The sequence below is a fragment of the Paraburkholderia sp. D15 genome (assembly GCF_029910215.1).
In the GTDB taxonomy this organism is placed as follows: Bacteria; Pseudomonadota; Gammaproteobacteria; order Burkholderiales; family Burkholderiaceae; genus Paraburkholderia.
In genome coordinates this window covers 444556-469880 of record NZ_CP110395.1, presented here as the reverse complement: position 1 = coordinate 469880, position 25325 = coordinate 444556, and the positions used below count along the sequence as shown (strand labels likewise).

Below are 25325 nucleotides of genomic sequence, written 5' to 3'. Positions count from 1 at the left end.
AACGAAACTCCACGTTCGGCGGAGCTCAAAGTTAGTGTAGGGGAGTCGCCAAGCTGGTTAAGGCACCGGATTTTGATTCCGGCATGCAAAGGTTCGAATCCTTTCTCCCCTGCCAAAAATTCTCGCATTTCCCTCGCCCCCAGCCTGAAGTAGGTGCACGATGAGCAGCCATGACGGCCTGATGGTTTTTACTGGCAACGCAAATCCCGCGCTTGCACAGGAAGTCGTCAAAATTCTCGGTATTCCCCTCGGCAAAGCAATGGTTAGCCGTTTCTCGGACGGTGAAATCCAGGTCGAGATTCAGGAAAACGTGCGTGGCAAGGATGTCTTCGTCCTGCAGTCCACCTGCGCGCCGGCGAACGACAATCTGATGGAACTGATGATCATGGTCGACGCGCTCAAGCGTGCATCGGCCGGCCGGATCACCGCAGCCATCCCCTACTTCGGTTATGCCCGTCAAGATCGTCGCCCGCGTTCCGCGCGCGTCGCCATCTCGGCGAAGATCGTGGCGAACATGCTGGAAATCGCCGGCGTCGAGCGGATCATCACGATGGATCTGCACGCTGACCAGATTCAAGGTTTCTTCGACATTCCGGTCGACAATATCTACGCAACGCCCGTGCTGCTCGGCGATCTGCGCAAGCAGAACTACGAGAACCTGCTGGTCGTGTCGCCGGACGTCGGCGGCGTGGTCCGCGCCCGTGCGTTGGCTAAGCAGTTGAACTGCGACCTCGCGATCATCGACAAACGCCGCCCGAAGGCGAACGTAGCCGAAGTGATGAACATCATCGGTGAAGTCGAAGGCCGTACCTGCGTGATCATGGACGACATGGTCGACACCGCCGGCACGCTCTGCAAGGCAGCTCAGGTTTTGAAGGAACGCGGCGCGAAGCAGGTTTTCGCCTACGCAACCCACCCGGTTCTGTCGGGCGGCGCCGGTGAACGTATCGCCGCCTCCGCGCTCGACGAACTCGTTGTCACGGACACGATCCCGCTCGGCGAAGAAGCCCGCTCGTGCGCAAAGATCCGTTCGTTGTCCAGCGCCGGTCTGCTTGCCGAAACGTTCTCGCGGATTCGCCGCGGCGATTCGGTGATGTCGCTGTTCGCTGAAAGTTAAGTATTTGCGAAGGCGCAGCGTCCCGCTTCATGCGGCACGCTGCGCTTTTGCACAATCGGCATGAACGAACGAAGGTTCGTGCCGTCGCTCTGGGGCCTCAGCCGGTTTGGCTTGGAGGCCCCGTTTTTACTGCCTGGTCGCGGGCAGTGCAATGGAGATTCAACATGAAAGTAGTCGCTTTCGAGCGTTCTTTGCAAGGTACGGGTGCGAGCCGCCGCCTGCGTAACTCGGGCAAGACCCCGGGCATCGTATATGGCGCTGGTGCTGAAACGCAATTGGTCGAACTGGACCACAACGCGCTGTGGCACGCGCTGAAGAAAGAAGTTTTCCACTCGTCGATCCTCGATCTGGAAGTGGCAGGCAAGTCGCAACAGGTTCTGCTGCGCGACGTGCAATACCACCCGTTCCGTCAGCTCGTGCTGCACGTGGACTTCCAACGTGTCGACGCGAAGAAGAAGCTGCACACCAAGGTGCCGCTGCACTTCATGAACCAGGAATCGAACCCGGCAGTCAAGCTGTCGAGCGCGGTGATCTCGCACGTCGTCAACGAACTCGAAATCGAGTGCCTGCCGTCGGCACTGCCGGAATTCATCGAAGTCGATCTGGCGAACATCGAAGCAGGTCAATCGGTTCACGCTAAGGACATCAAGCTGCCGGCAGGTGTTTCGCTGGTCGCTCACGTCGAAGCGGAAAACCCGGTTGTCGCAGCAGCAACGATCCCGGCTGGCGCAATCGCTGAAGACGCCGCTGCTGCTGAAGGCGAAACGCCGGCAGCTTAAGGTTAATGCCTCAGGCAAAGAGCAAGTAATCCTCTCGAACCGTTTCCATGAAACGGTCGACGTGACCCGCCGAGGTTCGCCCCGGCGGGTTTTTTTTCGGTTTTTTTCGGCGCGGCGGCGTTCAGTCTCCGGGCCAGACGGACCTACGCAATCATGATCAAGCTGATCGTCGGGCTCGGCAATCCGGGCGCCGAATACACCGCGACGCGCCACAACGCCGGCTTCTGGCTAATCGATCAATTGGCGCGCGAAGCAGGCACGACGCTGCGCGACGAGCGGCGCTTCCACGGTTTCTACGCGAAGGCGCGGCTGCATGGCGAGGAAGTGCATTTGCTGGAACCGCAGACGTATATGAACCGCTCGGGGCAATCAGTGGTCGCGCTCGCGCAGTTCTTCAAGATTCTGCCCGACGAGATTCTGGTCGCGCACGACGAGCTCGACCTGCCGCCCGGCAGCGTCAAACTCAAACTGGGCGGCGGTAGCGGCGGACACAACGGCTTGAAGGACATCAGCGCGCATCTGTCGTCGCAACAATATTGGCGGCTGCGGATCGGTATCGGGCATCCGCGCGATCTGATTCCGGAAAGCGCGCGTGCCGGCGCAAAACCGGACGTCGCCAATTTCGTGCTGAAACCCCCGCGGCGCGAGGAGCAGGAAGTGATCGACGCGTCGATCGAACGTGCGCTCGCGGTCATGCCGCAGATTGTGAAAGGCGAGCTGGACCGGGCGATGATGCAGCTTCACCGCAATCCCTGACCTGTCGTTTCCCTGCTTTGTCCGCGGCGAGTGACTACACGACACCGCATCGCCAAACATCGCCCCGCATCGTTATCGACCGAGACCGGAGAATCGCTTGAGCCGCTATTGGAGTGACATCGTCCATCAACTCACGCCGTACGTGCCGGGCGAGCAGCCCACGGCCACGCATCCGGTGAAGCTCAATACCAACGAGAATCCGTATCCGCCGTCGCCGCGCGTACTCGACGCGATCCGCCGCGAACTCGGCGAGAACGGTGAATCGCTGCGACGCTATCCGGCCCCCACCGCACGCACGCTACGCGAAACGGTGGCCGCGTATCACGGCATTCGCGCCGAACAGATTTTTGTCGGCAACGGCTCGGACGAAGTGCTCGCGCTCACGTTCCAGGCGCTACTCAAGCACGACAAGCCGTTGCTGTTCCCGGACATCACGTACAGCTTTTATCCGACTTACGCGCGTCTGTTCGAGGTCGAGTACCAAACGGTTCCGCTCGACGACAGCTTCGCCCTTCACGTCGACGATTACGCAACGCCGAACGGCGGCATCCTGTTTCCGAATCCGAACGCGCCGACCGGCCGGCCGCTGCCGCTCGCCGAGATCGAACGGCTGGTCGCACGCAACACGGATTCGGTCGTGGTGATCGACGAGGCGTACGTGGATTTCGGCGCGGAGTCGGCGATCGCGTTGATCGATCGCTATCCGAATCTGCTGGTCATTCAAACCGTGTCGAAGTCGCGCTCGCTCGCCGGCATGCGCGTGGGGTTCGCGTTCGGCCATCCGGTGCTGATCGATGCGCTCAACCGCGTGAAGGACAGCTTCAACTCCTATCCGCTCGACCGCCTCGCGCAAGCCGCGGCGACCGCCGCCTACGAAGACGATGCGTGGTTCCGTGAAACCTGCGCCAAGGTGGTTGCGAGCCGTGAGCGGCTGGCTGCGGGTCTGACCGCGCTGGGCTTCGAGGTGGTGCCGTCGGCGGCGAATCTGCTGTTCGCGCGCCATGAAGGCTATGACGCCGCCACGCTCGTTTTGCGGCTCCGGGAAAGCAACATATTCGTGCGCCATTTCAACGCGCCGCGAATTGCGCAGCATCTGCGGATCTCGGTCGGCACCGACGCGGAGTGCGAGATCCTGCTGGACGCATTGCGGGATATTTTTAGCGCGTACATCGGATAAGGTTCGGAACCGGGCGACGGAATACGCCGCCTCAAGTAAAACGGCGAGACCCGCAGGCCTCGCCGTTTTTTATTTCCGCCTGCGACTGCGTGCAGACTGAAGCACCCTCACTCAGGCACTCAAGCCTCTTTCGCCGCCTGCAATGCGTGGTACTTCGCCATCAACCCTTCCGCGCTTTCCAGATGCTCCGGGTCACGCGGAATGCACTCCACCGGACACACCTGAATGCACTGCGGCTCGTCGAAATGCCCGACGCATTCGGTGCACTTCTTCGGGTCGATCACATAGATTTCCGGGCCCATCGAAATTGCGTCGTTCGGGCACTCGGGCTCGCACACGTCGCAATTGATGCACTCGTCGGTAATCATCAAGGCCATGCTTCTCTCACTTCACGCCGGCCGCAACCGGCTTTGATCCGTCAAACCGACAGTTTACGCCGGTTACGGTTGTCCCGCCGACGCGCTGCTGCCATTGTCCAGCGCAGCGACCTTCTCCTTCAGCCATTTCTCGACCGACGGAAACACGAATTTGCTGACATCGCCGCCCAGTTGCGCGATTTCACGCACGATCGTGCCCGAAATGAACTGATATTGATCGGACGGCGTCATGAACATGGTCTCGACATCCGGCAGCAGGTAGCGGTTCATGCCCGCCATCTGGAACTCGTATTCGAAGTCCGACACGGCACGCAGGCCGCGCACGATCACGCGCGCGTTATTGGTCCGCACGAAATCCTTCAGCAGCCCCTTGAAGCTCATCACCTGAACGTTCGGATAGTGGCCGAGCACTTCGTGCGCGATGTCCAGACGCTCCTCCAGCGTGAAGAACGGCTTCTTGTTGCGGCTGTCCGCAACGCCCACCACCAGCGTGTCGAAAATGCTCGACGCGCGCCGAACGAGGTCTTCGTGACCGCGCGTCAGCGGATCGAAGGTGCCCGGGTACACGGCGACTACCATGAGACTTCTCCTCTCTTCAGACAAATGGGCACGTCAAAGCGTCCACGCGACGCATTTGGCACCGGCCGCGCACGTAACGGCAAACCGCCCGGCGCTTGTTTTGGAACGCGCATTATTCCTTATTTTCGCGCTGCAGCAAATGAAAGTGGACAGCGCCCGCCTTGCCTTGCCGCACGATTTCCCAGCCGTCGAGTGGCGCATTACCGTCGATCTGGAGCGCCTCGCCGGCTTCCACATAGAGAAAACCGTCGGCGGCGATCAGCGGAACGGCCAGCGCGAGCGCTTTGTCCAGCAGGTCGCCGTCGAACGGCGGATCGAGAAACACCACGTCGAACGAAGCGGGCGCGAGACTGGCGGCCAGCCGCAAACCGTCGGCTTCGGCGATTTCGATCGAGCGGGCCGCGAGGCGTTCCTGATTCGCGCGCAACTGGGCGGCGGCTCGCGCATTGCGCTCCACCATCAAGACCCGTGCGGCGCCGCGCGACGCTGCCTCGAAACCGAGCGCGCCGCTACCGGCGAACAGATCGAGGCAACGCTGGCCGTCCAGCGTCTGACCGAGCCAGTTGAACAGCGTCTCGCGCACGCGATCCGGCGTGGGACGCAGGCCATCGAGATCGAGCACCGGCAACGGCGTGCGTTTCCAGTCGCCGCCGATGATACGAATGGCGTGCGGCTTGCCGCCTTTGGACGAAGCGCCGTGGGCGCGGGATGGTGTGGGACGAGGCATGCAGTTTCGATTGCGTAATGAAGGCGCCCGCCACGCCGATGCGTGCGGACCGGAGCGCCAACGTTACCACAGGGGCGCGCCGCGTCCAGCCTGGCCGTTCGGCCTATACGACGCGCGGCGGCGCGCCTGATAAAATGTGCGGCTTCCAGCGCCTTGCATCCCGCATCGCAACGCTGTCTGCCGCTCCCGCCGGTTCCGTGCCGGCTGCGCGCATCGGCGCGCGCTCTCACCACGCCAGATCATGTTCAGCTTTTTCAAACGATTCAAGGGTTCGAAAGAGTCCGATAACGCGCCAGAAGAGTCGCAATCCGCGCCGGCAGACGAGGCGCCAGAAGCTGCCGCCGAGGCGCCCGTCGCGCCGGTGGCATCGCCCGCTCGCGCCACGCCCGCTTCCGCACCGGCGCCCTCTCCCGTGTTCGAACCCGAGCAGCAGGAGCCGGCGATAGACATCGACGAAAGCGCGGACAGCGCCGAAACCGTCGAAATCGTCCCGCCACCGGCGCAGGACGCCGGCGCCAAGCGTTCGTGGCTCACGCGCCTGAAAACCGGTCTGTCGAAAACCAGTTCGAGCCTGACCGGCATCTTCGTCGGCACGAAGATCGACGAGGATCTGTACGAAGAACTCGAAACCGCGTTGCTGATGTCGGACGCGGGCGTCGGCGCCACCGAATTCCTGCTCGAATCGCTGCGTGAAAAAGTGCGCGCCGAGCGCCTTACCGATCCGCAGCAGGTGAAAACCGCACTGCGCACATTGTTGATCGACCTGCTCAAGCCGCTCGAAAAATCGCTGATGCTTGGCCGCGCACAGCCGCTCGTCATGATGATCGCCGGCGTGAACGGCGCGGGAAAGACGACGAGCATAGGCAAGCTCGCCAAGCATCTGCAAAGTTTCGATCAATCGGTGCTGCTGGCCGCAGGCGACACGTTCCGCGCCGCCGCGCGCGAGCAACTGGCAATCTGGGGACAGCGCAACAACGTCACAGTGGTGTCGCAGGAAAGCGGTGACCCGGCGGCGGTGATCTTCGACGCGGTCGGCGCCGCCCGCGCGCGCAAGATCGACGTGATGATGGCGGACACCGCCGGCCGTCTGCCGACCCAGCTGCATCTGATGGAAGAGTTGCGCAAGGTCAAGCGCGTGATCGGCAAGGCACAGGACGGCGCGCCGCACGAAGTGCTGCTGGTGATCGACGCCAACACCGGCCAGAACGCACTCGCCCAGGTCAAGGCTTTCGACGATGCACTCGGCCTCACGGGTCTGATCGTCACCAAGCTCGACGGCACGGCGAAGGGCGGCATTCTCGCCGCAATCGCGCGGCAGCGGCCGATTCCGGTGTACTTCATCGGCGTCGGCGAGAAGGTCGAGGACTTGCAGCCGTTTAGCGCGGAAGAATTCGCGGACGCGTTGCTGGGCGGTTGACGCCAAGCTGCGGCCAACACCGCAGCCTCGTTCGACGAAACGAAACGAGCAAAGAGGGCGCTCCGCGGAGTGCCCTCTTTGCTTTTCAGCCGCATGCAAACCTTCAGCGCGCACACCCGTTCAACGGGCATCGACAGCAATATGTCAGCAGCGTGAAACCTTCCCCGTAATCACTCGACATCTGTCTGCTAGCACGCATTTCGTGCACGGAAATGGCGAACGCACGGATTGTTCGTGCCATCCGTTGAGCATAGAGTGATCGCAAAACCGGGAGCCGGGAATGACGCAACGCGACACATTCAAGGACGATCGGCCGGCGCACATCATGAAAGGCAATGTCCCCGAACTGGAATCGTTGCGAGGCATCGCTGCGTTGATCGTGGTCAGCACGCATTTCATGATTTTGTCGCCGCTGATGTACGACCCGCTCCCCGTCAGATCGCTCGGATGGTTTGCTGTGACGATGCGATATTCGCCACTGAGAATTCTGATGGGCGGATATGGTTCGGTCGTGCTGTTTTTCGTCCTGAGCGGATTCGTGCTCTCCATCAAGTTCTGGAATCGCGGCAACGACGGTTGCCTGCCCTTCGTGATCCGCCGCGTTCTACGAATCTATCCGCCGTATTACGCGGCCATCGCATTGTCGATCGTTCTGCATTGCGTCATCAGGTATCACCAGATCGACGGGCTCAGCAACTGGTTCAACGGCCTGTCGACGCATGTCGATCCGACGCCGGCGCTGCTGGCCGGACACGCGCTCCTCATCGGCACCTACGACATGTCCGCGTACGACAGCGTCATCTGGTCGCTTGTCCACGAAATGCGGATATCGCTGATCTTTCCGCTCATCATGTACGTACTCGTGCGCGGCTCGCTGGCGGTGAACCTCGCGTTTACGGTGGCGCTCGTCGCGCTGTCGATCGCAACCCGGCCGTGGCTGGGCGAGTACGCCGCGAGCATTCTGTTTTCAAGTCATTTCGCCCTTGGCGCGTTGCTGGCCAGATACGCTCACGTGCTCACGGCGATCACCGTCAAGCTGTCGGTCGTGAAGATACTCACGGTACTCGCGACGGCGATCCTCGGCTGTTTCTATTTCAAATCGCCTGCGGGCTACGGCTTCATGCTCTTTTCCGCGGTCTCGTTTTTCAGTGCGCTCTGCGCGTGCCTGATCATCGTTATCGCCATTGCTTCGCCAACCCTGTCGCGACTTTTATCGACTCGCGTCGCACGCTTTTCCGGCCGTATTTCGTACAGCTTCTATCTGTTTCATTGCGTGATTCTGCTGGCGGCGCTCAACGTGTTCCATGGAAAAGTACCGTTACTGCTCATTCTCGCCGGTACGTTCAGCGTCAGCGTACTGGTCGCGACCCTGTCGTTCTGGTGCATCGAGAAGCCGGCCATCTGGCTCGGGCATCGTCTTGCGCATTCACGAAACAATCGGTTGAAGACAGCTATTTCGACATAAATGGAAAGGGGCACGCCGTGGCGTGCCCCTTTCACATCGTCACCTCACTCCTTCACTCCGCATCCGGCTGCACGCCCGGCGCCGCGCGCGCGAACGCATCGAGCTGCGTCGCGTGATCGTAGATGCGCTGGATGGTCGGAAACTTCGCCGTATCGACCTTGAAGCGCTGCGCGTTGAACACCTGCGGAATCAGGCAGGCGTCCGCGAGCGTCGGCGTGTCGCCGAAGCACAGCTTGCCGGTGCGCGCGTCGCCGGCCAGATGCGTTTCCAGCGTCGCGAAGCCGGCCTCGATCCAATGCTTGTACCACGCGTCTTTCGCGTCGTCGTCCACGCGCAGCGTGTGCTTCAGATACTTCAGCACGCGCAGATTGTTGATCGGGTGAATCTCGCAGGCCACCTGCAGCGCCACTGAGCGCACATACGCGCGATCGACCGGTTTCTTCGGCAGCAGCGGCGGCTCCGGATGCGTCTCCTCCAGATACTCGATGATCGCCAGCGACTGCGGCATCGTCTCGTTACCGTCGACCAGCGTCGGCACGATGCCGTCCAGGTTCACCTTGCGGTAATCCGGCTTCAGTTGCTCGCCGCCGTCGCGCACCAGATGCACCGGCACATAGTCGTACGGCAGGTTCTTCACGTTCAGCGCAATACGCACGCGGTATGACGCCGAGCTACGGAAATAGCTGTAGAGCTTCATCATGTTGTCTGTCTCCTCCGGCGCGCGATCAGACCACGCGCACGCTGAACTCGCCGAGTCCGTCCACGCCGCCCTTCATCAGGTCGCCCTGCACGACCGCGCCGACACCTTCAGGCGTGCCGGTGAAAATCAGATCGCCCGGCTGCAGTTCGAATAGCGTCGATAGATAGGCGATCGTCTCGGCCACCGACCAGATCAGCTGCGACACGTCCGAGCGCTGCTTTTCCTCGCCGTTCACCGACAACCAGATCGCGCCCTTGCCGACATGGCCGACGGTCGTCGCCGGATAAATCGGGCCGAGCGGCGCCGAGTGATCGAAGCCCTTCGCGGTGTCCCACGGACGGCCCAGCTTCTTCGCCTCGGCCTGCAGATCGCGGCGCGTCATGTCGAGACCGAGCGCGTAGCCGTAGACGTGGTCGAGCGCGTTCTCCTCCGGGATGTTCCTGCCGCCTTTGCCGATTGCCGCCACCAGTTCCATTTCGAAGTGGACGTTCTTCGACAACGACGGATACGGAAACTCGCCGGTCGCGCCGGGCGGGACGTACAGCACGGCATCGGCCGGTTTGCTGAAGAAGAACGGCGGTTCGCGGTCGGGATCGTGTCCCATCTCGCGCGCGTGCGCTTCGTAGTTGCGGCCCACGCAGTAGATGCGGCGCACCGCGAATTGCTCGCTGGACCCGATGATCGGCACCGCGACCTGCGGTGCGGGTGCAAAGACGTAACTCATCCCGTTCTCCGTTTCCTGACGTTTTGATATGTGCCGCGGCGGCGGCGCTGAAACATCGAGTGTAACGCGCGCAAAAGGCCGGCGCGTGCGAGCCGGGCAGGCCCGCGCGAATGCCTGGCGCCGCGCGAGCCGTCTCGTCAAAATCCCATAGATGCGATACTCACACCGAACAACGTCCCTTGAATACCGTGGCAGCGCGTTCGAAGAACCTCAAGTGCTTCAAGTAGCCGAGAGCTCAAGCGGCTGAAATGCCTGAGATGCCCGAAGCGCCCCGCCACCTCGTCCCCCGCGCCCGATGACCGACTCCGCCCACACCACCACGCTCTTCCCCTGCGCCCGTTTCATCAAGGAAATCGGCCGCGGCCCGAACGGCGCCCGCGCACTCACCGCCGACGACACGCGTTCGCTCTACACCGCCATGCTCGACGGCCGCGTGGCCGAACTCGAACTCGGCGCGGTGCTGCTCGCGTACCGTGTGAAGGGCGAAACCGCCGATGAACTCGCCGCCATGCTCGCGGGTGCGCATGCGTCGTTCGAACCGGTTCATCTGCCGCACGGCGAATTCCGGCCGGTGTCGATTCCGAGCTACAACGGCGCGCGCAAGCAGCCGAACCTGGTGCCGCTGCTCGCACTGCTGCTCGCACGCGAGGGCGTGCCGGTGCTCGTACACGGCGTCACCGAAGATCCGGGTCGCGTGACGAGCGCCGAAATCTTCGCGCATCTGCATATTCCGCACGCCAGCTCACACGCCGATATCGAGGACGGTCTCGCCGAGCGGCGTCTCGCGTTCGCGCCGATCGACGTGCTGGCGCCGAAACTCGCGCGCCTGCTCGCGTTGCGACGGCGCATGGGCGTGCGCAATTCGACCCATACGCTGGTGAAGATCCTGCAGCCATTCGCGCCGGCCGGACTGCGTCTGGTGAATTACACGCACCCGCCGTATCGCGACAGTTTGACGCAACTGTTCAACACGCATCCCGATGCGGCGGCCGGCGGTGCGCTGCTCGCGCGCGGCACCGAAGGCGAAGCGGTCGCCGATACGCGCCGGCAGGTGCAGATCGACTGGCTGCACGATGGCGTGTGCGAAACGCGCGTGCCGCACGAACGCTCGTCGGCGGATGCGCCGGAGGTCGAGTTGCCCGAAGCGAAAGATGCGCCGACGACCGCCGCGTGGATCGCTGCCGTCCTGCGCGGCGAAGCGCCGGTGCCGAGCGCGATCGAGCGGCAGGTGGAGCTGATCGTCGACGTCGCGAAAGTGGCCGTGTGACGGCGACGAGTGACTGGCCACGAGCGGCGACAGGCAGACAGGCGGGCAGTGACACCGTCGTCACACACCGCCTATCCGGCACCTCGGCGGTTGACACGCCCCCGCGCGCTGTCTTAAATTAGCCGCCATGCATTTCCTTCCGAACACCCTCCGCAACATCCTCGGCCGCCTAGCGCGGCCCCTATCGCTACGTCTAGCGTAAGTCGGACGTAGCGCTGCGTGTCGGCTGTCCCACCACCGGGTTAGCGCCACGCACAGTCCTCCGGCAGTTTCAGCAGTTTCCCGCTTCATCCCGAACCTTGGTTCTTCACCAATCTGTAGTCGTTTGCATTCGTCCGCCGATCGCCCGGACGAAGCGCGAGGGTCACATGCACGCTGCACGCGCATCATTCACGTCCGTTTTCGTCGCCGCCGTCAGGCCGTTCGTGCTCGCCCGCTCGCTGGTGCCGCTAGGCATCGGTTGACGGACCGAGCACCCGTGGCAGTCCGTCAGCCGCCCGTCGCCACCTTTCTTTCCCTGTTACACGACGAACGAGGCCTGACATGTTGTCCAATCCCGCTGAAAAATACCGCCCCTTCCCCACCGTTCGGCTCACCGGCCGCAAATGGCCGAGCCGCACGATCAACCAGGCGCCGGTCTGGATGAGCACCGATCTGCGCGACGGCAACCAGGCGCTGATCGAACCGATGAACCCCGCGCAGAAGCTCGAATTCTTCGAGATGCTGGTCGCGATCGGTTTCAAGGAGATCGAGGTGGGCTTTCCGTCGGCGTCGCAATCCGACTTCGATTTCGTGCGCAAGCTGATCGAGGAGCAACGCATTCCCGACGACGTCACCATCGAAGTGTTCGTGCCGGCGCGCACCGAGCTGATCGGCCGCACCTTCGACGCGCTCGCGGGCGCGCCGCGCGCGATCGTGCATCTGTACAACGCGATCTGCCCGTCGTTCCGGCGCATCGTGTTCAATCAATCGAAGACGCAGATCAAGGCGCTGGCCGTGGAAGGCACGCGGCTCATCAAGGAACACGCGCAGGCGCGCCCGGACACCCGGTGGACGTTCCAGTATTCGCCCGAGACCTTCAACATGGCGGAATTGCCGTTCGCCCGCGAGGTGTGCGACGCCGTCGCGCAGACGTGGCGCCCCACGCGCGAACGCAAGATGATCGTCAATCTGCCGGCGAGCGTCGAAGCCGCGACGCCCAATGTGTTCGCCGACCAGATCGAATGGATGCACCGCAATCTCGGCTATCGCGACAGCATCGTGCTGTCGGTGCATCCGCACAACGATCGCGGCACGGCGGTGGCCGCGGCGGAACTGGCGTTGCTGGCGGGCGCGGATCGCGTGGAAGGCTGCCTGTTCGGCAATGGCGAGCGCACCGGCAACGTGGACCTCGTCACGCTCGCGATGAATCTCGACGCGCAAGGCGTCGACTCAGGTCTGGACTTTTCGGAGATGGACGCGGTGCGGGGCGTCGTCGAACGTTGCACGCAATTGCCGGTGCACGAGCGGCATCCGTATGCGGGCGCCGCCGCGATGGCTCATTCGATCGCGCAGCGGGTCGCCTGCCAGGCGATCAGCCGCCACTGCCCGTCTTCCTGCGTGTGAATGGCGAGGTAGGCGATCGGAAACAGCAACGCGCCGTTGTTCGCTTCCATCTCGATCAACGCGCGTCCGGTCACCACACAGGTCTCGTTCCCGACCGGCAGCACGTCCTGCGACTGCACTTCGATCTGCCGGTAGCGCCGCCGCCCCGCCGTGATGCCGTCGATGAACTGCCGCTTCGTTTCGCGCTTGCCATTCGTATGGACGTAGCTGACGTTCTCCGCAAGCAGCGTGTCGAGCGACGAACCGTCACCGTCGACCATCGCGCGGAAACGCTCGCGTTCGAGCCCGCGAATCGCTTCGATTATCTTTGCCACCATCGCTCAGCCCCTCGCACCGATGAGCCGAACGTGCTCACGGGCTTCAGAAGTTATATTGCAGATATAGCTGGTGGAAATTTATACCAGGATTCGGCTCTTTGATACCGCCGTTGGAAACATGCTGGAAACGGTAGCCCACCTGATACTGCTGGTGGCTGCCGAACTGCATGCCGACCCCCGCCATGTCGGCGAACTGGAACGCGGTGCCGAGCGTGAACTTGTCGGATAGACGCGGACTCGACAGCAGGCGGATACCGGCGCCCAACTCCGCGTACGGCCGCAGCGACCCCGTGCCCTTAATGAAGCGGATGATCGGCGTTACGCCGACTTCGCCGATGTTGTCGTGCACGTTGCCTTCGTTGGTATGCCACCAGGCCACGTGCGCTTCGCCGATCAGCGCGAAGTGCCAGTCACCGATCTGCCACCAGGTCAGGTTCGGATCCCAGACGAAGCCGAGATCGAGCTTTTTCACGTGACGATCGCCGAGACCGCCCGCCACCTGGATACCGAACTGATCGGCCGAAGCCGCCGCCGACGCTCCCATCAGCAGGGCCACGCAGCCCGTTTTTAGCGCCAGACCGCGCAATGCATTCTTTTTGTTGTTCATCTAACACCCGAGCTCCGTCGAACGTTAAAGAATCTGTCACTGTTTGCTTATTCTAAAGACAAAGTCGATTCGATGGATCGTATGAAGAAACCTATTTTTTCGCAATTAGTCACTGCAAAATCAGCAAATATCGGTCACATATAAGAATGAAGGCCGATTGTCAGGTAAGTTCTACGGCCCACACATGTCACGCATGAACGGCGTATCATGGCTATCGAAACCTCGATTTCAATAGAAATTGACGGAACTTGGATGCCCCTACGGCCTCTAAGTATTAGCACTCGGCAAATCAGAGTGCTAACATCCAACGCTGGAGTCGTTTAACTGAATACGCTTTTGTCTGATTCCAAAGGAGTTTCCTACGTGAGCCATGCAATGACCCTTCCGAGTACTCTGAGCCCGTCGTCGGCTAAGGCCGCTTCGGCAGGTGCACTGGCGCTCTCGCATTCCTCGCTGCTGCCCGGTCAACTGGGCAATATCGACGCCTACATCCAGGCCGTTAACCGGATTCCGATGCTGACGCCGGCGGAAGAACGCCAGTTCGCCACCGAATTTCGCGAGCAGGACAACCTCGCGTCCGCGCGCCGTCTGGTGCTGTCGCACCTGCGCCTGGTCGTGTCGATCGCGCGTAACTATCTCGGTTACGGCCTGCCGCACGCCGACCTGATCCAGGAAGGCAATATCGGCCTGATGAAGGCCGTGAAGCGCTTCGATCCGGAGCAGAACGTGCGCCTCGTGTCGTACGCCATGCACTGGATCAAGGCCGAGATCCACGAATACATTCTGCGCAACTGGCGGATGGTGAAGGTCGCCACCACCAAGGCGCAACGCAAGCTGTTCTTCAACCTGCGCAGCCACAAGCAAGGTCTGGGCGCGTTCACGCCGGATCAGATCGACGATCTGGCGAAGGAACTGAACGTGAAGCGCGAGGAAGTCGCCGAAATGGAAACCCGGCTGTCGGGTGGCGACATCGCGCTGGAAGGCCAGGTCGAGGACGGCGAGGAAAGCTACGCGCCGATCGCCTATCTGGCCGACTCGCATAGCGAACCGACCGCCGTGCTGGCTTCGCGTCAGCGCGACAGGCTGCAAAGCGACGGTATCGCGAGCGCGCTGAATGCGCTGGACGCGCGCAGCCGCCGCATCATCGAAGCACGCTGGCTGAAGGTGGAAGACGACGGTTCGGGCGGCTCGACACTGCACGAACTGGCCGACGAGTTCGGCGTGTCGGCGGAACGGATTCGCCAGATCGAAGCCAGCGCCATGAAGAAGATGCGCGGCGCGCTGACCGACTACACGTAAAACGCGCAGTCCATCAGATAAGCGCCGGATGCCGGGTGCGGGACCACCGCACCGGCAAGCAGCACCCGAAACCCCGCCCTCGCAAGACGGCGGGGTTTCTTTTTTCGCCTTCCTGCCCGGCATCTACCCACCTTCCGCTCGCCCGCTTTCCGCTTTCGCGGCCACGCCTTCGCGCTCGCCCGGCCGCGCGCTGCAATCATTGCACCCCGCATACGTTTTCTTGACGTATCACAAACCAGATAGCAATACTGTTCGGACGGGGCGAGCTTAGCGACCCAATGCCGCAGCGCTGAAACGATGCGCGCCGGGTTCTGCTCCTAGAATCGGAATGCACTCGCCGGACCGCGACCGCGGCCCGGATCCAGCCGGACGACACCGGCGTGAAGTCGCCTTAGACCGATCATGACCATAGCCCTCAATCGCAACCGCCGCCCCCGCCCGAGCCTGCGTCAACGGCTCGCCGGCTGGGTGCGCGGCCCGACGCTGGCGCGGGACATCGCCATCGTCCTCGCTATCAAATTCGTACTGCTGATGGCGCTCAAGTACACGTTTTTCAATCATCCGCAGGCGGAGCACATGTCGCTGCCGCCTGAGCAGGTCGCGCAGGCGCTGTTGTCCGTGCCTGCCCCGCATTCGTCCCAAGGTGATCAACATGCCCGTTAGCGAAGTCGTAGAACTATCGCGTCTCCAGTTCGCCATCACGGCGCTTTATCACTTTCTGTTCGTGCCGCTCACGCTCGGTCTGTCGTGGCTGCTCGTCATCATGGAATCGGTCTACGTGATGACCGGCAAGCAGATCTACAAGGACATGACCCAGTTCTGGGGCAAGCTGTTCGGGATCAACTTCGCGATGGGCGTGACCACCGGCCTCACGCTCGAATTCCAGTTCGGCACCAACTGGTCGTACTACTCGCACTACGTCGGCGATATTTTCGGCGTGCCGCTCGCGGTGGAAGGCCTGATGGCGTTCTTCCTCGAATCGACCTTCGTGGGACTGTTCTTCTTCGGCTGGAACCGCCTCTCGAAAGTGCAGCACGTGATGGTCACTTTCCTCGTCGCGCTCGGCTCGAATCTGTCCGCGCTGTGGATTCTGGTCGCCAACGGCTGGATGAACAATCCGGTCGGCGCCACCTTCAACTACCAGACCATGCGGATGGAACTCGACAGCATTTTCTCCGTGCTGTTCAATCCGGTCGCCCAGGTGAAGTTCGTGCACACGGTGTCGGCGGGTTACGTGACGGCGTCGATGTTCGTGCTCGGCGTGTCGTCGTGGTATCTGCTCAAGCGCCGCGACACCGAGTTCGCGCTGCGCTCGTTCGCGATCGCCGCCGGCTTCGGTCTGGCCTCGACGCTGTGCGTGATCGTGCTCGGCGACGAATCCGGCTATCGCACCGGCGAAGTCCAGCAGGTGAAGCTGGCCGCGATCGAATCCGAATGGGACACCGCGCCGGCGCCGGCGCCGTTCACGATCATCGGCATTCCGAACCAGAAGGAAGAGCGCACGGACTACGCGATCCGGATTCCGTACGCGCTCGGCCTGATCGCCACGCGTTCGCTCGACGAACCCGTGGTCGGCCTGAAAGACCTGATGGCGCAGAACGAAGTGCGCATCAAGAACGGCATGCTGGCCTACGCCGCGCTGCAAAAACTCAAGCAGGGCGACGCCACCGACGAAGCCAAAGCCGCCTTCGACGCGCACAAGAAAGACCTCGGCTACGGCCTGATGCTCAAGCAGTTCACCGCGAACGTCACCGACGCCACGCCGGACCAGATCGTGCAGGCGGCGAAGAAGACCATTCCGCCAGTCGCCCCCGTGTTCTTCTCGTTCCGCCTGATGGTGGGCCTCGGCATCCTGTTCCTCGCCACGTTCGTGACGGCGTTCTGGTTCTGCGCGCAACGCACGCTGCTGCTGGAAAAGCGTCGCTGGTTCCTGCGCTGGGCCGTGTGGGCGATTCCGCTGCCGTGGCTCGCGGCCGAGTTCGGCTGGATCGTCGCCGAGGTGGGCCGTCAGCCGTGGACCATCGCGGGCATTCTGCCGACCAATCTGTCGGCGTCGAGCCTGACGCCCAGCGATCTGTATCTGAGCATCGCCGGCTTCGTGGTGTTCTACACCGTGCTGTTCATCATCGAAATCATGCTGATGTTCAAGTACGCGCGGCTGGGGCCGTCCTCGCTGCACACGGGCCGCTATCACCATGAACAGAAACAGCCGCTGAATCAGCCGCTGCCGACCAACACGGCCGCCTGATCCGCCGCCATCGAGCATCAAGGGAAAAGATCATCATGGATTACGCAACCCTCAAACTGATCTGGTGGGTGCTGATCGGCGTGCTGCTGATCGGCTTCGCGCTCACCGACGGCTTCGACATGGGCGCGGCGATTCTGCTGCCGTTCATCGCGAAAACGGACGGCGAGCGGCGCATCGTCGTGAACACGGTCGGCGCGACCTGGGAAGGCAACCAGGTGTGGTTCATCACGGCCGGCGGCGCGATGTTCGCGGCGTGGCCGCTGGTGTACGCGGCCTCGTTCTCGGGCTTCTACTTCGCGATGCTGCTGGTGCTGTTCTCGCTGTTCTTCCGGCCGGTCGGCTTCGATTACCGCAGCAAACGCGAAGACCCGCGCTGGCGCAGCGCGTGGGACTGGGCGCTGTTCGTCGGCGGGTTCGTGCCGTCGCTGGTGATCGGCGTCGCATTCGGCAATCTGCTGCAAGGCGTGCCGTTTTCGTTCGACACCGACCTGCGCGTCACCTATCACGGCGGCTTCTTCGCGCTGCTCAATCCGTTCGCGGTGTTGTGCGGGCTGGTCAGCGTGTCGATGCTGGCGGCGCACGGCGCGGCCTTCGTGAAGATGAAGTCGGACGGCGTGGTGGCCGAGCGCGCGTCGCTCGCGCTACGGATCGCCGCGCTGGTCGGCGTGGTGCTGTTCCTGATCGCCGGCGCGCTGATCGCGACGATGATCGGCGGCTATCAGGTGATCGACGCGCCGCCGCTCGACGCGGTCGCCAATCCGCTGATGAAGAACGTGATCGGCGCGCCCGGCCTGTGGCTGACCAACTACGCGAATTATCCGTGGATGGTGGCGGCGCCCGTGGCCGGCCTGGTCGGCGGCATGCTGGCCTTGCTGCTGGCGCGCTCGCGGTTCGAGAAGAGCGCGTTCCTGTCGACCTCGCTGATGATCATCGGCGTGATTCTGACCGCGGGCTTTTCGATGTTCCCGTTCATCATGCCGTCGTCGCTCGACGGCCGCAGCAGCCTCACCGTATGGGACTCGACATCGAGCCGCATGACGCTGCAAATCATGCTGGTGGCGGTGGTGATATTTCTGCCGCTGATCCTGCTCTACACGAGCTGGGTGTATCGCGTGATGCGCGGCAAGGTGACGGCCGCCGCGCTCGAGGAAAACCATCATTCGATGTATTGAACGTGTGACGCTTAACAGGAGTAGGTGATGTGGTATTTCAGCTGGTTATTGGGAATTGGCGTGGCGTTGGCGTTCGGCGTGATCAACGTGATGTGGCTGGAAACGCGGCGTCCTGCGGAAGCGGCCAAGGCTAAGGCGCGCTGACCGCGGTTGAACCCGACTCGATGCCGGCCACGCGCCGGCGAGTTGAAACGCAAACGGCACCTTGATCGCTCAAGGTGCCGTTTTGTATTTGCGGCTTATCAATTACGGCGTACTACGTGCCGTGCGCGGTATGGCGCACGGCGTGTCGCGCCGGACGCGCAACTCGCAACACGCCACCCACGCCACCCTCGCTTATGCCGGCACCGGCGCCGCGCCGCTGCCGCCGTTCTGCGACAGCCGCGTGGCGAGAACCGCCGCATAACGCTGCGCGGCATCGCCGACGACGATATGGAACGTATCCGCCGAAATCCACGCGGTGTCGAGCGTCGCCAGACGTTGACGATCGACCGCCGACGGATCGCGCACGACGATACGCAGACGCGTCGCCGCGACGGCATCCAGCGACACCACGTTGCCCGCGCCGCCGAACACGGCAAGCCAGCGCAGCGGATCGGGATCGAGCGGGCCGCCTTGCGTTTGCCCACCGGCAGCCGCCGTAGCCGCAGCCGCGCTGGACGCAGCGGCCACGGGCGCGGCAACCGCCGCGCTCGCCACCGGCCTGGCCGCCTCACCGCCACCCTGCGCGATCACGGTGCGAATTTCATCCGCGATGATGTCCGCTTCCGGCCCGATGATGACCTGCACGTTGGTCGAACCGCGCTTGAGCACGCCGCGCGCGCCGATCGTCTTCAGTTCGTTCTCGGAGACCTTGTTCGAGTCCACCACCGACAGACGCAGACGCGTCGTGCAGGCATCCACCACCGACAGATTCGCCGCCCCGCCCAGCGCGGCGATATAGCGCTGCGCACGCGGCACGGCCGCACCGGCCACCGGCGACACGAAGCCGCCCGCGGTGAACGAATCGACCTGCTCGTCGGCGGCCGCGGGTTCGCGGCCCGGCGTCGCCATATTGAACTTGCGGATGAAGAAGCGGAACAGACCGTAGTACACCACCGAGTACACGATGCCGATCGGAATCGCCATCCAGCCCTTCGTCGACAGACCGTAGTTCAGCACGTAGTCGATCGCACCGGCCGAGAACGTGAAGCCCAGGTGAATGCCGAGCGCCGAGCAGATCGCGAGCGAGAGGCCCGTCAGCAGCGCGTGGATCACGTACAGCACCGGCGCGAGGAACATGAAGCTGAATTCGATCGGCTCGGTCACGCCCGTCAGGAACGAGGTGAGCGCCATCGAGAACAGCAGGCCGCCGACCACCGCGCGGCGCTCCTTCGGCGCTTCATGGAACATCGCCAGACAGGCGGCCGGCAGACCGAACATCATGACCGGGAAGAAGCCCGTCATGAACGTGCCGGCAGTCGGATCGCCCGCGAAGAAGCGATGCAGGTCGCCCGTCACCGCGGCGCCGCCCGGCGGCGTGAAGGTGCCGAACACGAACCACGTCAGCGAATTGAGGATGTGATGCAGACCCGTGACCAGCAGCAGACGGTTCAGCACGCCGAACACGAACGCGCCGAGCGCGCCCGCCGTGGTCAGCCAGTGGCCGGCCGTATCGATCACGGCCTGCACCGGCTGCCACACGTAGCCGAACACGATCCCGAGTATGAGACAGACCACCCCCGTGACAATCGGCACGAAACGTTTCCCGCCGAAGAACGCGAGATAGTCGGGCAGCTTGATGTCCTTGTACCGGTTGTACAGCAGCCCCGCGACGATCCCCGCCACGATCCCCGACAACACGCCCATGTTGAGCTTGTCGTTGATGTCCTTCATCACCGCGACTTCGACCAGATAGCCGATCGCGCCCGCGAGACCGGCGACACCGTTGTTGTCCTTCGCGAAGCCGACCGCCACGCCGATCGCGAACAGCAGCGGCAGGTTGTCGAAAATCGCGCCGCCGGCGTCGGCGATCATCTTGATGTTGAACACATCGGGCTGACCCAGGCGCAGCAGCAGGCCGGCAACCGGCAGCACCGCGATCGGCAGCATCAGCGCGCGTCCCAGGCGCTGAATCTTCAGAAACGGATTCCCATCCATCGATACCTCCAATCCTTTGTCTCGTGGTCGACTGTTGTCGTTAAATTTTCTGGCTTTACGTCATGACGATGCGAAGCCCGTCGTGGACTGCGTGGCGTTCCGCCTTCAGTCCAGCGGCCAGGTTTCGCGGCTCACTGCTCTTACCGCCTGTGCCGATTCGAGCGCCAGGGCATCCTGGGCACGCTGGCGGCACAGCTGATAATCGAGATTGCGCACCCGCGCCTTGATGCCGGGCACCGATACCGGATCGACCGACAGCTCGGTCACGCCGAGGCCGACGAGCAGCGGCATCGCCACCGGATCGCCCGCCAGCGCGCCGCACACCCCGACCCATTTGCCGTGCTTCGCGGCGCCCTGCACGGTTGCCGAAATCAGGCGCAACACGGCCGGGTGCAGACCGTCGGCCTGCGCGGCGAGATCGGCCTGACAGCGGTCCATCGCGAGCGTGTACTGGGTCAGGTCGTTGGTGCCGATCGACAGGAAGTCCGCGTGTTGCGAAAGCTGATCGGCCAGCAACGCCGCCGACGGCACTTCGATCATCACGCCGACCTCGATCGGTTCGTTGCGGCCCAACTCGCGGGCGAATTCGTCGATGCGCTTGCGGATGCGGATCAGCTCGCCCGCGTCGGTGACCATCGGCAGCAGAATGCGCACGGCGCCGAGCGGCTGCACGGCCAGCAGACCGCGCAGCTGATCGTCGAGCAGATCCGGACGCACCTGGGCGAGACGAATGCCGCGCAGGCCGAGCGCCGGGTTCGGTTCGGGCGGCAGCGTCAGATAGTCGACTTCCTTGTCGGCGCCGACGTCGAGCGTGCGGATGATCGCGGTGCGGCCGCTCAGCGCATCCACGATGGCCTGATAACTCTGCCGATGCTCGTCCGTGGTCGGCGCCGCCGCGCGGTGGATGAACAACAGCTCGGTGCGCAGCAGACCGACCGAGTCGGCGCCGTTGTCGACGGCGGTCTTCGCGTCGTCGAGCGTGGCGATGTTCGCGGCCACTTCGATCGCGCGGCCGTCGGCGGTCACGGCCGCCTGTTGCGAGGTGCGGCGGTTCGCTTCGCGCACGTCGGCGAGACGGCTGCGCTCGACGCGCGCGCGTTCCACATCGCCTTCGGAAGGCGCGAACTCAAGCCGGCCGGTTGTCGCGTTCACGACGACCTGTGTCCCTTCCGGAATCGCATTCAGCGCGTCGCCGACCGCGACCAGCGCGGGAATCCCGGCCTGCCGCGCGAGAATCGCCGCGTGCGAGGTCGCCCCGCCGCGCGCCATCACCAGCGCGGTGACGCGCGAACGGTCCAGCGTCGACAGATCCGACGGCGTGAATTCTTCAGCCGCGAGCACCGCTTCGTCCGGCAGCGCGCGCGCCGACGCGTTCGTATAACCGAGCGCGCGCAGCACGCGCTTTTCGATGTCGCGCAGATCGGCCGCACGTTCGGCCAGCAACGCGTCTTCGATATTGCTCAGGATGCCGATCTGCGCGCGGATCGCGGCGCGCCACGCGAAACCGGCGCTCTTGCCGAGGCTGATCAGATCGCGCGCCGCGTCGAGCAGCGTGGGGTCTTCGAGCAGCACGCGATGCACCGCGAAAATCCCCGCTTCGCCGACCGCGCCGCGTTGCGACGCATCGCGCACCGTCGTGCCGAGATCGGCGTCGACGGTGGCAATCGCTTTATCGAGCAGGCGGCTTTCCGCCGCCGACGTGCCGTTCGCCTGCTCCGGCGGATCGATGTCGGCATCGTCCCAGCGCACCAGCTTGCCGACCGCGACGCCCGGCGCCGCGCACACGCCCGCGAGCGTATTCGGTGCCAGCGTTTCGCCGGCCGCGCCTGCCGCCGCCGCGGTGACTTGAGGCGCGGGCGAGCTTTGCCGTGCCGGTTTTTCCTCGACTTCGCCGTGCGCTTCGCGCGTCAGTTCGTGAGCGATCGCGTCGATCGCGGCTTGCGCCTGCGGGCCGACGCCGAGCAACTCGACGCTCGCGCCTTCGCCCGCACCCAACCCGAGCAGACCGACCACACTCTCGATCGCCGCCTTGCGGCCTTCGTAACGCACTTCGACGCGTGCGTCGAAACCGCGTGCCGCTTCACGGGCACGTGCGGCGGGACGCGCATGCAAGCCGCCCGCGTGCACCAGCGTGACCTGGCGGCGCGCTTCTTCCGTGACGTTGGTCGCGCTCGCGCGGCGCGCCGCGTCGGCCACTTCGCCGCCGCGCGCACGCAGCACCAGCAGCGGCGTTTGACCGGCCCGCAACACGCCGCCCTGCACGCGCTCGACGATCTCGAACGCGTCCGAGTTGGCGATCGCGATCACCGACACGAGGCTCGGCGCATTCAACGCCACCTGATCCTGATCGAACTCGATCAGCACGTCGCCGGCGCGCACGTGGGCGCCTTGCTCGACCATCGGCGCAAAACCCTTGCCGTTCAGCTCGACCGTATCGATGCCGATGTGCAGCAGAATTTCCGCACCCTCGGCGGTCGCCAGCGTCACCGCGTGGCCGGTGCGCGCGAGATGGGTAACGGTGCCGTCGCACGGTGCGACGAGCCGGCCCTCGAGCGGATCGACGCCGATGCCGTCGCCGAACATGCCGCCCGAAAACACCGGGTCGGGCACGTTCGCGAGCGGCACGACCGGACCGGTCATGGGCGCGAGCAAAACAATATGGCCTTCGGATTGGCTCATCAAGCGGGACTCCTCGACACGTCGCATCTGATTTCTCGTCAGTGAGTTTCGGTGACTTTGTTGAGATGGCGCGGCGCATCGGGATTGCGCCCGCGAGCGGCGGCAAGGCCGGCGGCCATCACGTAAAAGGACAGGATCGCGGCGATCGGATCGAGCGCCGCATGAGCGGTGATGGCGAGCGGCAGCGTCGCTTCCGGCACGTCGGACGGCGCGGCGAGCAGCACGCGCGCGCCGCGTGCGCGCATGTCGCGGGCAAGCTGCAGCAGACCGGCCTGTTCCGGGCCGCGCGGCGCGAACACCAGCAGCGGATAGTCGCGATCGATCAGCTCCATCGGACCATGCCGCACTTCCGCGCTCGAAAACGCCTCGGCCTGAATGCCGGAAGTTTCCTTCAGCTTGAGCGCGGCTTCCTGCGCGATCGCGAGACCGAGACCCCGGCCGATCACGATCATCCGCTCGACGCCACGCAGTTCCTCGACCGCGCTCGACCAGTCGAGCTTGCCCGCGGCTTGCAGCGCGTCGGGCAGCGTCGTCAGCGCGGCGAGCAATTCGGCGTCCTTCTGCCAGTGCGCGACCAGCTGCGCGGAAATCGACAGCATCGCGATATAGCTTTTGGTGGCCGCGACGCTCAGTTCCGGCCCGGCGACGAGCGGCAGATGCCACTCGCACGCATCGGCGAGCGGCGAGTCCGGCGCATTCACTGCGGCGACCGTCAACGCGCCTGCCTGGCGCAGTGCGTCCATGGTGCCGACGAGATCCGGGCTCTTGCCCGATTGCGAGAACGCCAGCGCGAGTTGATCGCGCACCTGCAGCGGCGCCTGCTGGAGCGTGGCGACCGACATCGGCAGCGAGGCGACCGGCACGCCGAGGCGGCTCATCGTCAGGCTGGCGAAATAGCTCGCGGCGTGGTCCGAGCTGCCGCGTGCGACGGTCAGCGCGACATGGCGCGGCTGCTGCGCGAGCCTGGCGGCGAGCGCCTCGACGCGCGTGGTATCGGCGAGTTGCGCGGCGACCGTTTCGGCGGACGCGAGCGCTTCTTTAAGCATATTCGACAATGGCTTCTCCTTCGACGTAAGTCGCGGTCAACGCCAGTTCACGATCGAACACGACCACGTCGGCCCACGCGCCGCGCGCGATACGGCCGCGGTCTTCGATGCCGAGATAGTCGGCGGCGTAGCGCGACAAACGGTTTGATACATCGGCGATCGGCAGGCCGATCGAGACGAGATTGCGCAGCGCCTGATCCATCGTCAGGGTGCTGCCGGCGAGCGTGCCGTCGGCGAGACGCACGCCGCCGAGGCACTTGGTCACGTGCTGGCTGCCGAGGCGGTATTCGCCGTCCGGCATGCCGGTGGCCGAGGTGCTATCGGTCACCACGTAAAGACGCGGAATCGCGCGCAGCGCGGTGCGGATCGCGCCCGGATGCACGTGCAGCAGATCGGGGATGATTTCGGCGAATTCGGCGTGCGCGAGCGCGGCGCCGACGAGGCCGGGATTGCGGTGATGCAGCGGCGACATCGCATTGAACAGATGCGTGAAACCGCACGCGCCATGCTTGAGCGCGGCGACGGCGTCGTCGTAGGTGCCGAGCGAATGGCCGAGCTGCACGCGCACGCCGCGCGCCGCCATCTCCGAGATGATCTCCATGTGGCCGGCGATTTCCGGCGCCAGCGTGACCACGCGGATCGGCGCGATCGACAGATACTTCAGCACTTCATCCATCACCGCGGAGACCGCCGCGTCCGGCTGGGCGCCGAGCTTGCCGGGGTTGATGTACGGACCTTCCAGATGCACGCCCAGCACGCGCGCGCCGCCCGGCGTGCGCACCTTCGCGTTGTTGCCGAGACCGGCGACCACGTTCATCAGCTCCTCGCGCGGCGCGGTCATGGTGGTGGCGAGCAGGCTGGTGGTGCCGTAGCGCGCGTGCGTGCGGGCGATCACCTCGATCGCGTCGCCCGCTTCCATCACGTCGGAACCGCCGCCGCCATGCACGTGCAGATCGATGAAGCCGGGCAGGATGTACGGCGCGTCGTTGGTCGACGGATCGACGCGCTCGCCGGTCAGTGCCGTGATGCGGCCGTTTTCGTATTCGAGCGTGCCGTGAATCCACCCATCGGTGGTGAGTATGTTTCCGGTCAGCATGAGTCTCTCTGGTCAGGCGTGATTCGGGGTGC

The 25325-nt window shown here is 63.9% G+C and carries 23 protein-coding genes, 1 tRNA gene and 1 pseudogene; 14 read left to right on the top strand and 11 right to left on the bottom strand.

Annotated features, from left to right (window positions below; all coding sequences use genetic code 11):
• Positions 1–38: 38 nt before the first annotated feature.
• The 5 genes from LFL96_RS02060 (at position 39) to hisC (ending at position 3829) form a co-directional block, all read left to right on the top strand.
• Positions 39–115: transfer RNA gene (locus LFL96_RS02060), tRNA-Gln, on the top strand.
• 45 nt (positions 116–160) lie between these two features.
• On the top strand, positions 161–1117 hold the full coding sequence (locus LFL96_RS02055) for a ribose-phosphate pyrophosphokinase (RefSeq protein ID WP_028199080.1): 957 nt from the start codon (positions 161–163) through the stop codon (positions 1115–1117).
• A 164-nt stretch (positions 1118–1281) separates the two neighbouring features.
• Positions 1282–1896 carry a 50S ribosomal protein L25/general stress protein Ctc gene (locus LFL96_RS02050; protein ID WP_280997496.1) on the top strand — a complete coding sequence of 205 codons (615 nt, stop codon included), beginning with the start codon at positions 1282–1284 and terminating at the stop codon, positions 1894–1896.
• A gap of 153 nt (positions 1897–2049) precedes the next feature.
• Entirely contained in the window at positions 2050–2652 is a 603-nt protein-coding gene (gene pth / locus LFL96_RS02045) for an aminoacyl-tRNA hydrolase (RefSeq protein WP_280997494.1), read from the top strand.
• A gap of 97 nt (positions 2653–2749) precedes the next feature.
• Positions 2750–3829 carry a histidinol-phosphate transaminase gene (gene hisC, locus LFL96_RS02040; RefSeq protein WP_280997492.1) on the top strand — a complete coding sequence of 360 codons (1080 nt, stop codon included), beginning with the start codon at positions 2750–2752 and terminating at the stop codon, positions 3827–3829.
• A gap of 119 nt (positions 3830–3948) precedes the next feature.
• Here hisC and LFL96_RS02035 read toward each other — a convergent pair whose 3' ends face one another.
• From LFL96_RS02035 to rsmD, 3 genes are all read right to left on the bottom strand, one after another.
• Complete coding sequence (locus LFL96_RS02035; RefSeq protein ID WP_280997489.1) at positions 3949–4206, bottom strand: YfhL family 4Fe-4S dicluster ferredoxin; 258 nt, start codon at positions 4204–4206, stop codon at positions 3949–3951.
• Positions 4207–4269: 63 nt separating this feature from the next.
• Positions 4270–4785, bottom strand: a complete 516-nt coding sequence (coaD, locus tag LFL96_RS02030; RefSeq protein WP_280997487.1) for a pantetheine-phosphate adenylyltransferase — start codon at positions 4783–4785, stop codon at positions 4270–4272.
• 112 nt (positions 4786–4897) lie between these two features.
• Positions 4898–5512, bottom strand: a complete 615-nt coding sequence (rsmD, locus tag LFL96_RS02025) for a 16S rRNA (guanine(966)-N(2))-methyltransferase RsmD (RefSeq protein ID WP_280997485.1) — start codon at positions 5510–5512, stop codon at positions 4898–4900.
• 241 nt (positions 5513–5753) lie between these two features.
• Here rsmD and ftsY point away from each other — a divergent pair, with 241 nt between their 5' ends.
• Positions 5754–6929, top strand: a complete 1176-nt coding sequence (gene ftsY / locus LFL96_RS02020) for a signal recognition particle-docking protein FtsY (RefSeq protein WP_280997483.1) — start codon at positions 5754–5756, stop codon at positions 6927–6929.
• Between the two features lie 280 nt (positions 6930–7209).
• Positions 7210–8394, top strand: a complete 1185-nt coding sequence (locus LFL96_RS02015; RefSeq protein ID WP_280997481.1) for an acyltransferase — start codon at positions 7210–7212, stop codon at positions 8392–8394.
• Positions 8395–8446: 52 nt separating this feature from the next.
• Here the strand turns inward: LFL96_RS02015 and maiA are convergent, their stop codons facing one another.
• Complete coding sequence (gene maiA / locus LFL96_RS02010; protein WP_281000872.1) at positions 8447–9091, bottom strand: maleylacetoacetate isomerase; 645 nt, start codon at positions 9089–9091, stop codon at positions 8447–8449.
• A 28-nt stretch (positions 9092–9119) separates the two neighbouring features.
• Complete coding sequence (locus tag LFL96_RS02005; RefSeq protein WP_280997479.1) at positions 9120–9818, bottom strand: fumarylacetoacetate hydrolase family protein; 699 nt, start codon at positions 9816–9818, stop codon at positions 9120–9122.
• A gap of 295 nt (positions 9819–10113) precedes the next feature.
• Between LFL96_RS02005 and ybiB the strand changes: the two genes are divergently transcribed.
• Complete coding sequence (gene ybiB, locus LFL96_RS02000; RefSeq protein ID WP_280997478.1) at positions 10114–11085, top strand: DNA-binding protein YbiB; 972 nt, start codon at positions 10114–10116, stop codon at positions 11083–11085.
• A 543-nt stretch (positions 11086–11628) separates the two neighbouring features.
• Positions 11629–12609 (top strand): annotated as a pseudogene (locus LFL96_RS01995) (2-isopropylmalate synthase); the annotation flags it as partial.
• 14 nt (positions 12610–12623) lie between these two features.
• Here LFL96_RS01995 and LFL96_RS01990 read toward each other — a convergent pair.
• Both LFL96_RS01990 and LFL96_RS01985 read right to left on the bottom strand, forming a co-directional pair.
• Positions 12624–13007, bottom strand: a complete 384-nt coding sequence (locus LFL96_RS01990; protein WP_280997477.1) for a nuclear transport factor 2 family protein — start codon at positions 13005–13007, stop codon at positions 12624–12626.
• A 43-nt stretch (positions 13008–13050) separates the two neighbouring features.
• Complete coding sequence (locus LFL96_RS01985) at positions 13051–13614, bottom strand: acyloxyacyl hydrolase (protein ID WP_280997476.1); 564 nt, start codon at positions 13612–13614, stop codon at positions 13051–13053.
• A 363-nt stretch (positions 13615–13977) separates the two neighbouring features.
• Between LFL96_RS01985 and rpoH the strand changes: the two genes are divergently transcribed.
• The 5 genes from rpoH (at position 13978) to cydX (ending at position 18477) form a co-directional block, all read left to right on the top strand.
• On the top strand, positions 13978–14913 hold the full coding sequence (gene rpoH, locus LFL96_RS01980) for an RNA polymerase sigma factor RpoH (protein ID WP_280997474.1): 936 nt from the start codon (positions 13978–13980) through the stop codon (positions 14911–14913).
• A 402-nt stretch (positions 14914–15315) separates the two neighbouring features.
• Positions 15316–15576, top strand: a complete 261-nt coding sequence (cydP, locus tag LFL96_RS01975; RefSeq protein ID WP_280997472.1) for a cytochrome oxidase putative small subunit CydP — start codon at positions 15316–15318, stop codon at positions 15574–15576.
• Positions 15566–17161 carry a cytochrome ubiquinol oxidase subunit I gene (locus LFL96_RS01970; protein WP_280997470.1) on the top strand — a complete coding sequence of 532 codons (1596 nt, stop codon included), beginning with the start codon at positions 15566–15568 and terminating at the stop codon, positions 17159–17161. The genes cydP and LFL96_RS01970 overlap by 11 nt, the downstream gene beginning before the upstream one ends.
• Positions 17162–17196: 35 nt before the next feature.
• On the top strand, positions 17197–18333 hold the full coding sequence (gene cydB / locus LFL96_RS01965) for a cytochrome d ubiquinol oxidase subunit II (RefSeq protein WP_280997468.1): 1137 nt from the start codon (positions 17197–17199) through the stop codon (positions 18331–18333).
• A gap of 27 nt (positions 18334–18360) precedes the next feature.
• Positions 18361–18477, top strand: coding sequence for a cytochrome bd-I oxidase subunit CydX (gene cydX / locus LFL96_RS01960; protein WP_280997466.1), 117 nt, complete (start codon positions 18361–18363; stop codon positions 18475–18477).
• A gap of 192 nt (positions 18478–18669) precedes the next feature.
• On the opposite strand, the gene nagE is transcribed toward cydX, so the two are convergent.
• The 4 genes from nagE to nagA form a co-directional block, all read right to left on the bottom strand.
• The gene (nagE, locus tag LFL96_RS01955; protein ID WP_280997464.1) at positions 18670–20472 is read right to left on the bottom strand and encodes an N-acetylglucosamine-specific PTS transporter subunit IIBC; all 1803 of its coding nucleotides are present in this window, start codon (positions 20470–20472) and stop codon (positions 18670–18672) included.
• 105 nt (positions 20473–20577) lie between these two features.
• On the bottom strand, positions 20578–23178 hold the full coding sequence (gene ptsP / locus LFL96_RS01950; protein WP_280997462.1) for a phosphoenolpyruvate--protein phosphotransferase: 2601 nt from the start codon (positions 23176–23178) through the stop codon (positions 20578–20580).
• Positions 23179–23189: 11 nt separating this feature from the next.
• Positions 23190–24197 carry an SIS domain-containing protein gene (locus LFL96_RS01945; protein ID WP_281000870.1) on the bottom strand — a complete coding sequence of 336 codons (1008 nt, stop codon included), beginning with the start codon at positions 24195–24197 and terminating at the stop codon, positions 23190–23192.
• Positions 24190–25293: an N-acetylglucosamine-6-phosphate deacetylase gene (nagA, locus tag LFL96_RS01940; protein ID WP_280997460.1), complete on the bottom strand. Its 1104-nt coding sequence runs from the start codon at positions 25291–25293 to the stop codon at positions 24190–24192. Before nagA ends, LFL96_RS01945 begins: the two co-directional genes overlap by 8 nt.
• Positions 25294–25325 lie beyond the last annotated feature (32 nt).

Excerpts from the sequence above, each read along its gene's own strand:
- LFL96_RS01970 (WP_280997470.1), top strand. The coding sequence starts at position 15,566 with ATGCCCGTTAGCGAAGTCGTAGAACTATCGCGTCTCCAGTTCGCCATC.
- nagA (WP_280997460.1), bottom strand. The coding sequence starts at position 25,293 with ATGCTGACCGGAAACATACTCACCACCGATGGGTGGATTCACGGCACG.
- maiA (WP_281000872.1), bottom strand. The coding sequence starts at position 9,091 with ATGAAGCTCTACAGCTATTTCCGTAGCTCGGCGTCATACCGCGTGCGT.
- ybiB (WP_280997478.1), top strand. The coding sequence starts at position 10,114 with ATGACCGACTCCGCCCACACCACCACGCTCTTCCCCTGCGCCCGTTTC.
- cydP (WP_280997472.1), top strand. The coding sequence starts at position 15,316 with ATGACCATAGCCCTCAATCGCAACCGCCGCCCCCGCCCGAGCCTGCGT.
- LFL96_RS01945 (WP_281000870.1), bottom strand. The coding sequence starts at position 24,197 with ATGCTTAAAGAAGCGCTCGCGTCCGCCGAAACGGTCGCCGCGCAACTC.
- LFL96_RS02005 (WP_280997479.1), bottom strand. The coding sequence starts at position 9,818 with ATGAGTTACGTCTTTGCACCCGCACCGCAGGTCGCGGTGCCGATCATC.
- cydX (WP_280997466.1), top strand. The coding sequence starts at position 18,361 with ATGTGGTATTTCAGCTGGTTATTGGGAATTGGCGTGGCGTTGGCGTTC.
- ptsP (WP_280997462.1), bottom strand. The coding sequence starts at position 23,178 with ATGCGACGTGTCGAGGAGTCCCGCTTGATGAGCCAATCCGAAGGCCAT.
- LFL96_RS02035 (WP_280997489.1), bottom strand. The coding sequence starts at position 4,206 with ATGGCCTTGATGATTACCGACGAGTGCATCAATTGCGACGTGTGCGAG.
- cydB (WP_280997468.1), top strand. The coding sequence starts at position 17,197 with ATGGATTACGCAACCCTCAAACTGATCTGGTGGGTGCTGATCGGCGTG.
- coaD (WP_280997487.1), bottom strand. The coding sequence starts at position 4,785 with ATGGTAGTCGCCGTGTACCCGGGCACCTTCGATCCGCTGACGCGCGGT.
- rsmD (WP_280997485.1), bottom strand. The coding sequence starts at position 5,512 with ATGCCTCGTCCCACACCATCCCGCGCCCACGGCGCTTCGTCCAAAGGC.
- ftsY (WP_280997483.1), top strand. The coding sequence starts at position 5,754 with ATGTTCAGCTTTTTCAAACGATTCAAGGGTTCGAAAGAGTCCGATAAC.
- pth (WP_280997494.1), top strand. The coding sequence starts at position 2,050 with ATGATCAAGCTGATCGTCGGGCTCGGCAATCCGGGCGCCGAATACACC.
- nagE (WP_280997464.1), bottom strand. The coding sequence starts at position 20,472 with ATGGATGGGAATCCGTTTCTGAAGATTCAGCGCCTGGGACGCGCGCTG.
- LFL96_RS01990 (WP_280997477.1), bottom strand. The coding sequence starts at position 13,007 with ATGGTGGCAAAGATAATCGAAGCGATTCGCGGGCTCGAACGCGAGCGT.
- LFL96_RS01985 (WP_280997476.1), bottom strand. The coding sequence starts at position 13,614 with ATGAACAACAAAAAGAATGCATTGCGCGGTCTGGCGCTAAAAACGGGC.
- LFL96_RS02015 (WP_280997481.1), top strand. The coding sequence starts at position 7,210 with ATGACGCAACGCGACACATTCAAGGACGATCGGCCGGCGCACATCATG.
- LFL96_RS02050 (WP_280997496.1), top strand. The coding sequence starts at position 1,282 with ATGAAAGTAGTCGCTTTCGAGCGTTCTTTGCAAGGTACGGGTGCGAGC.
- LFL96_RS02055 (WP_028199080.1), top strand. The coding sequence starts at position 161 with ATGAGCAGCCATGACGGCCTGATGGTTTTTACTGGCAACGCAAATCCC.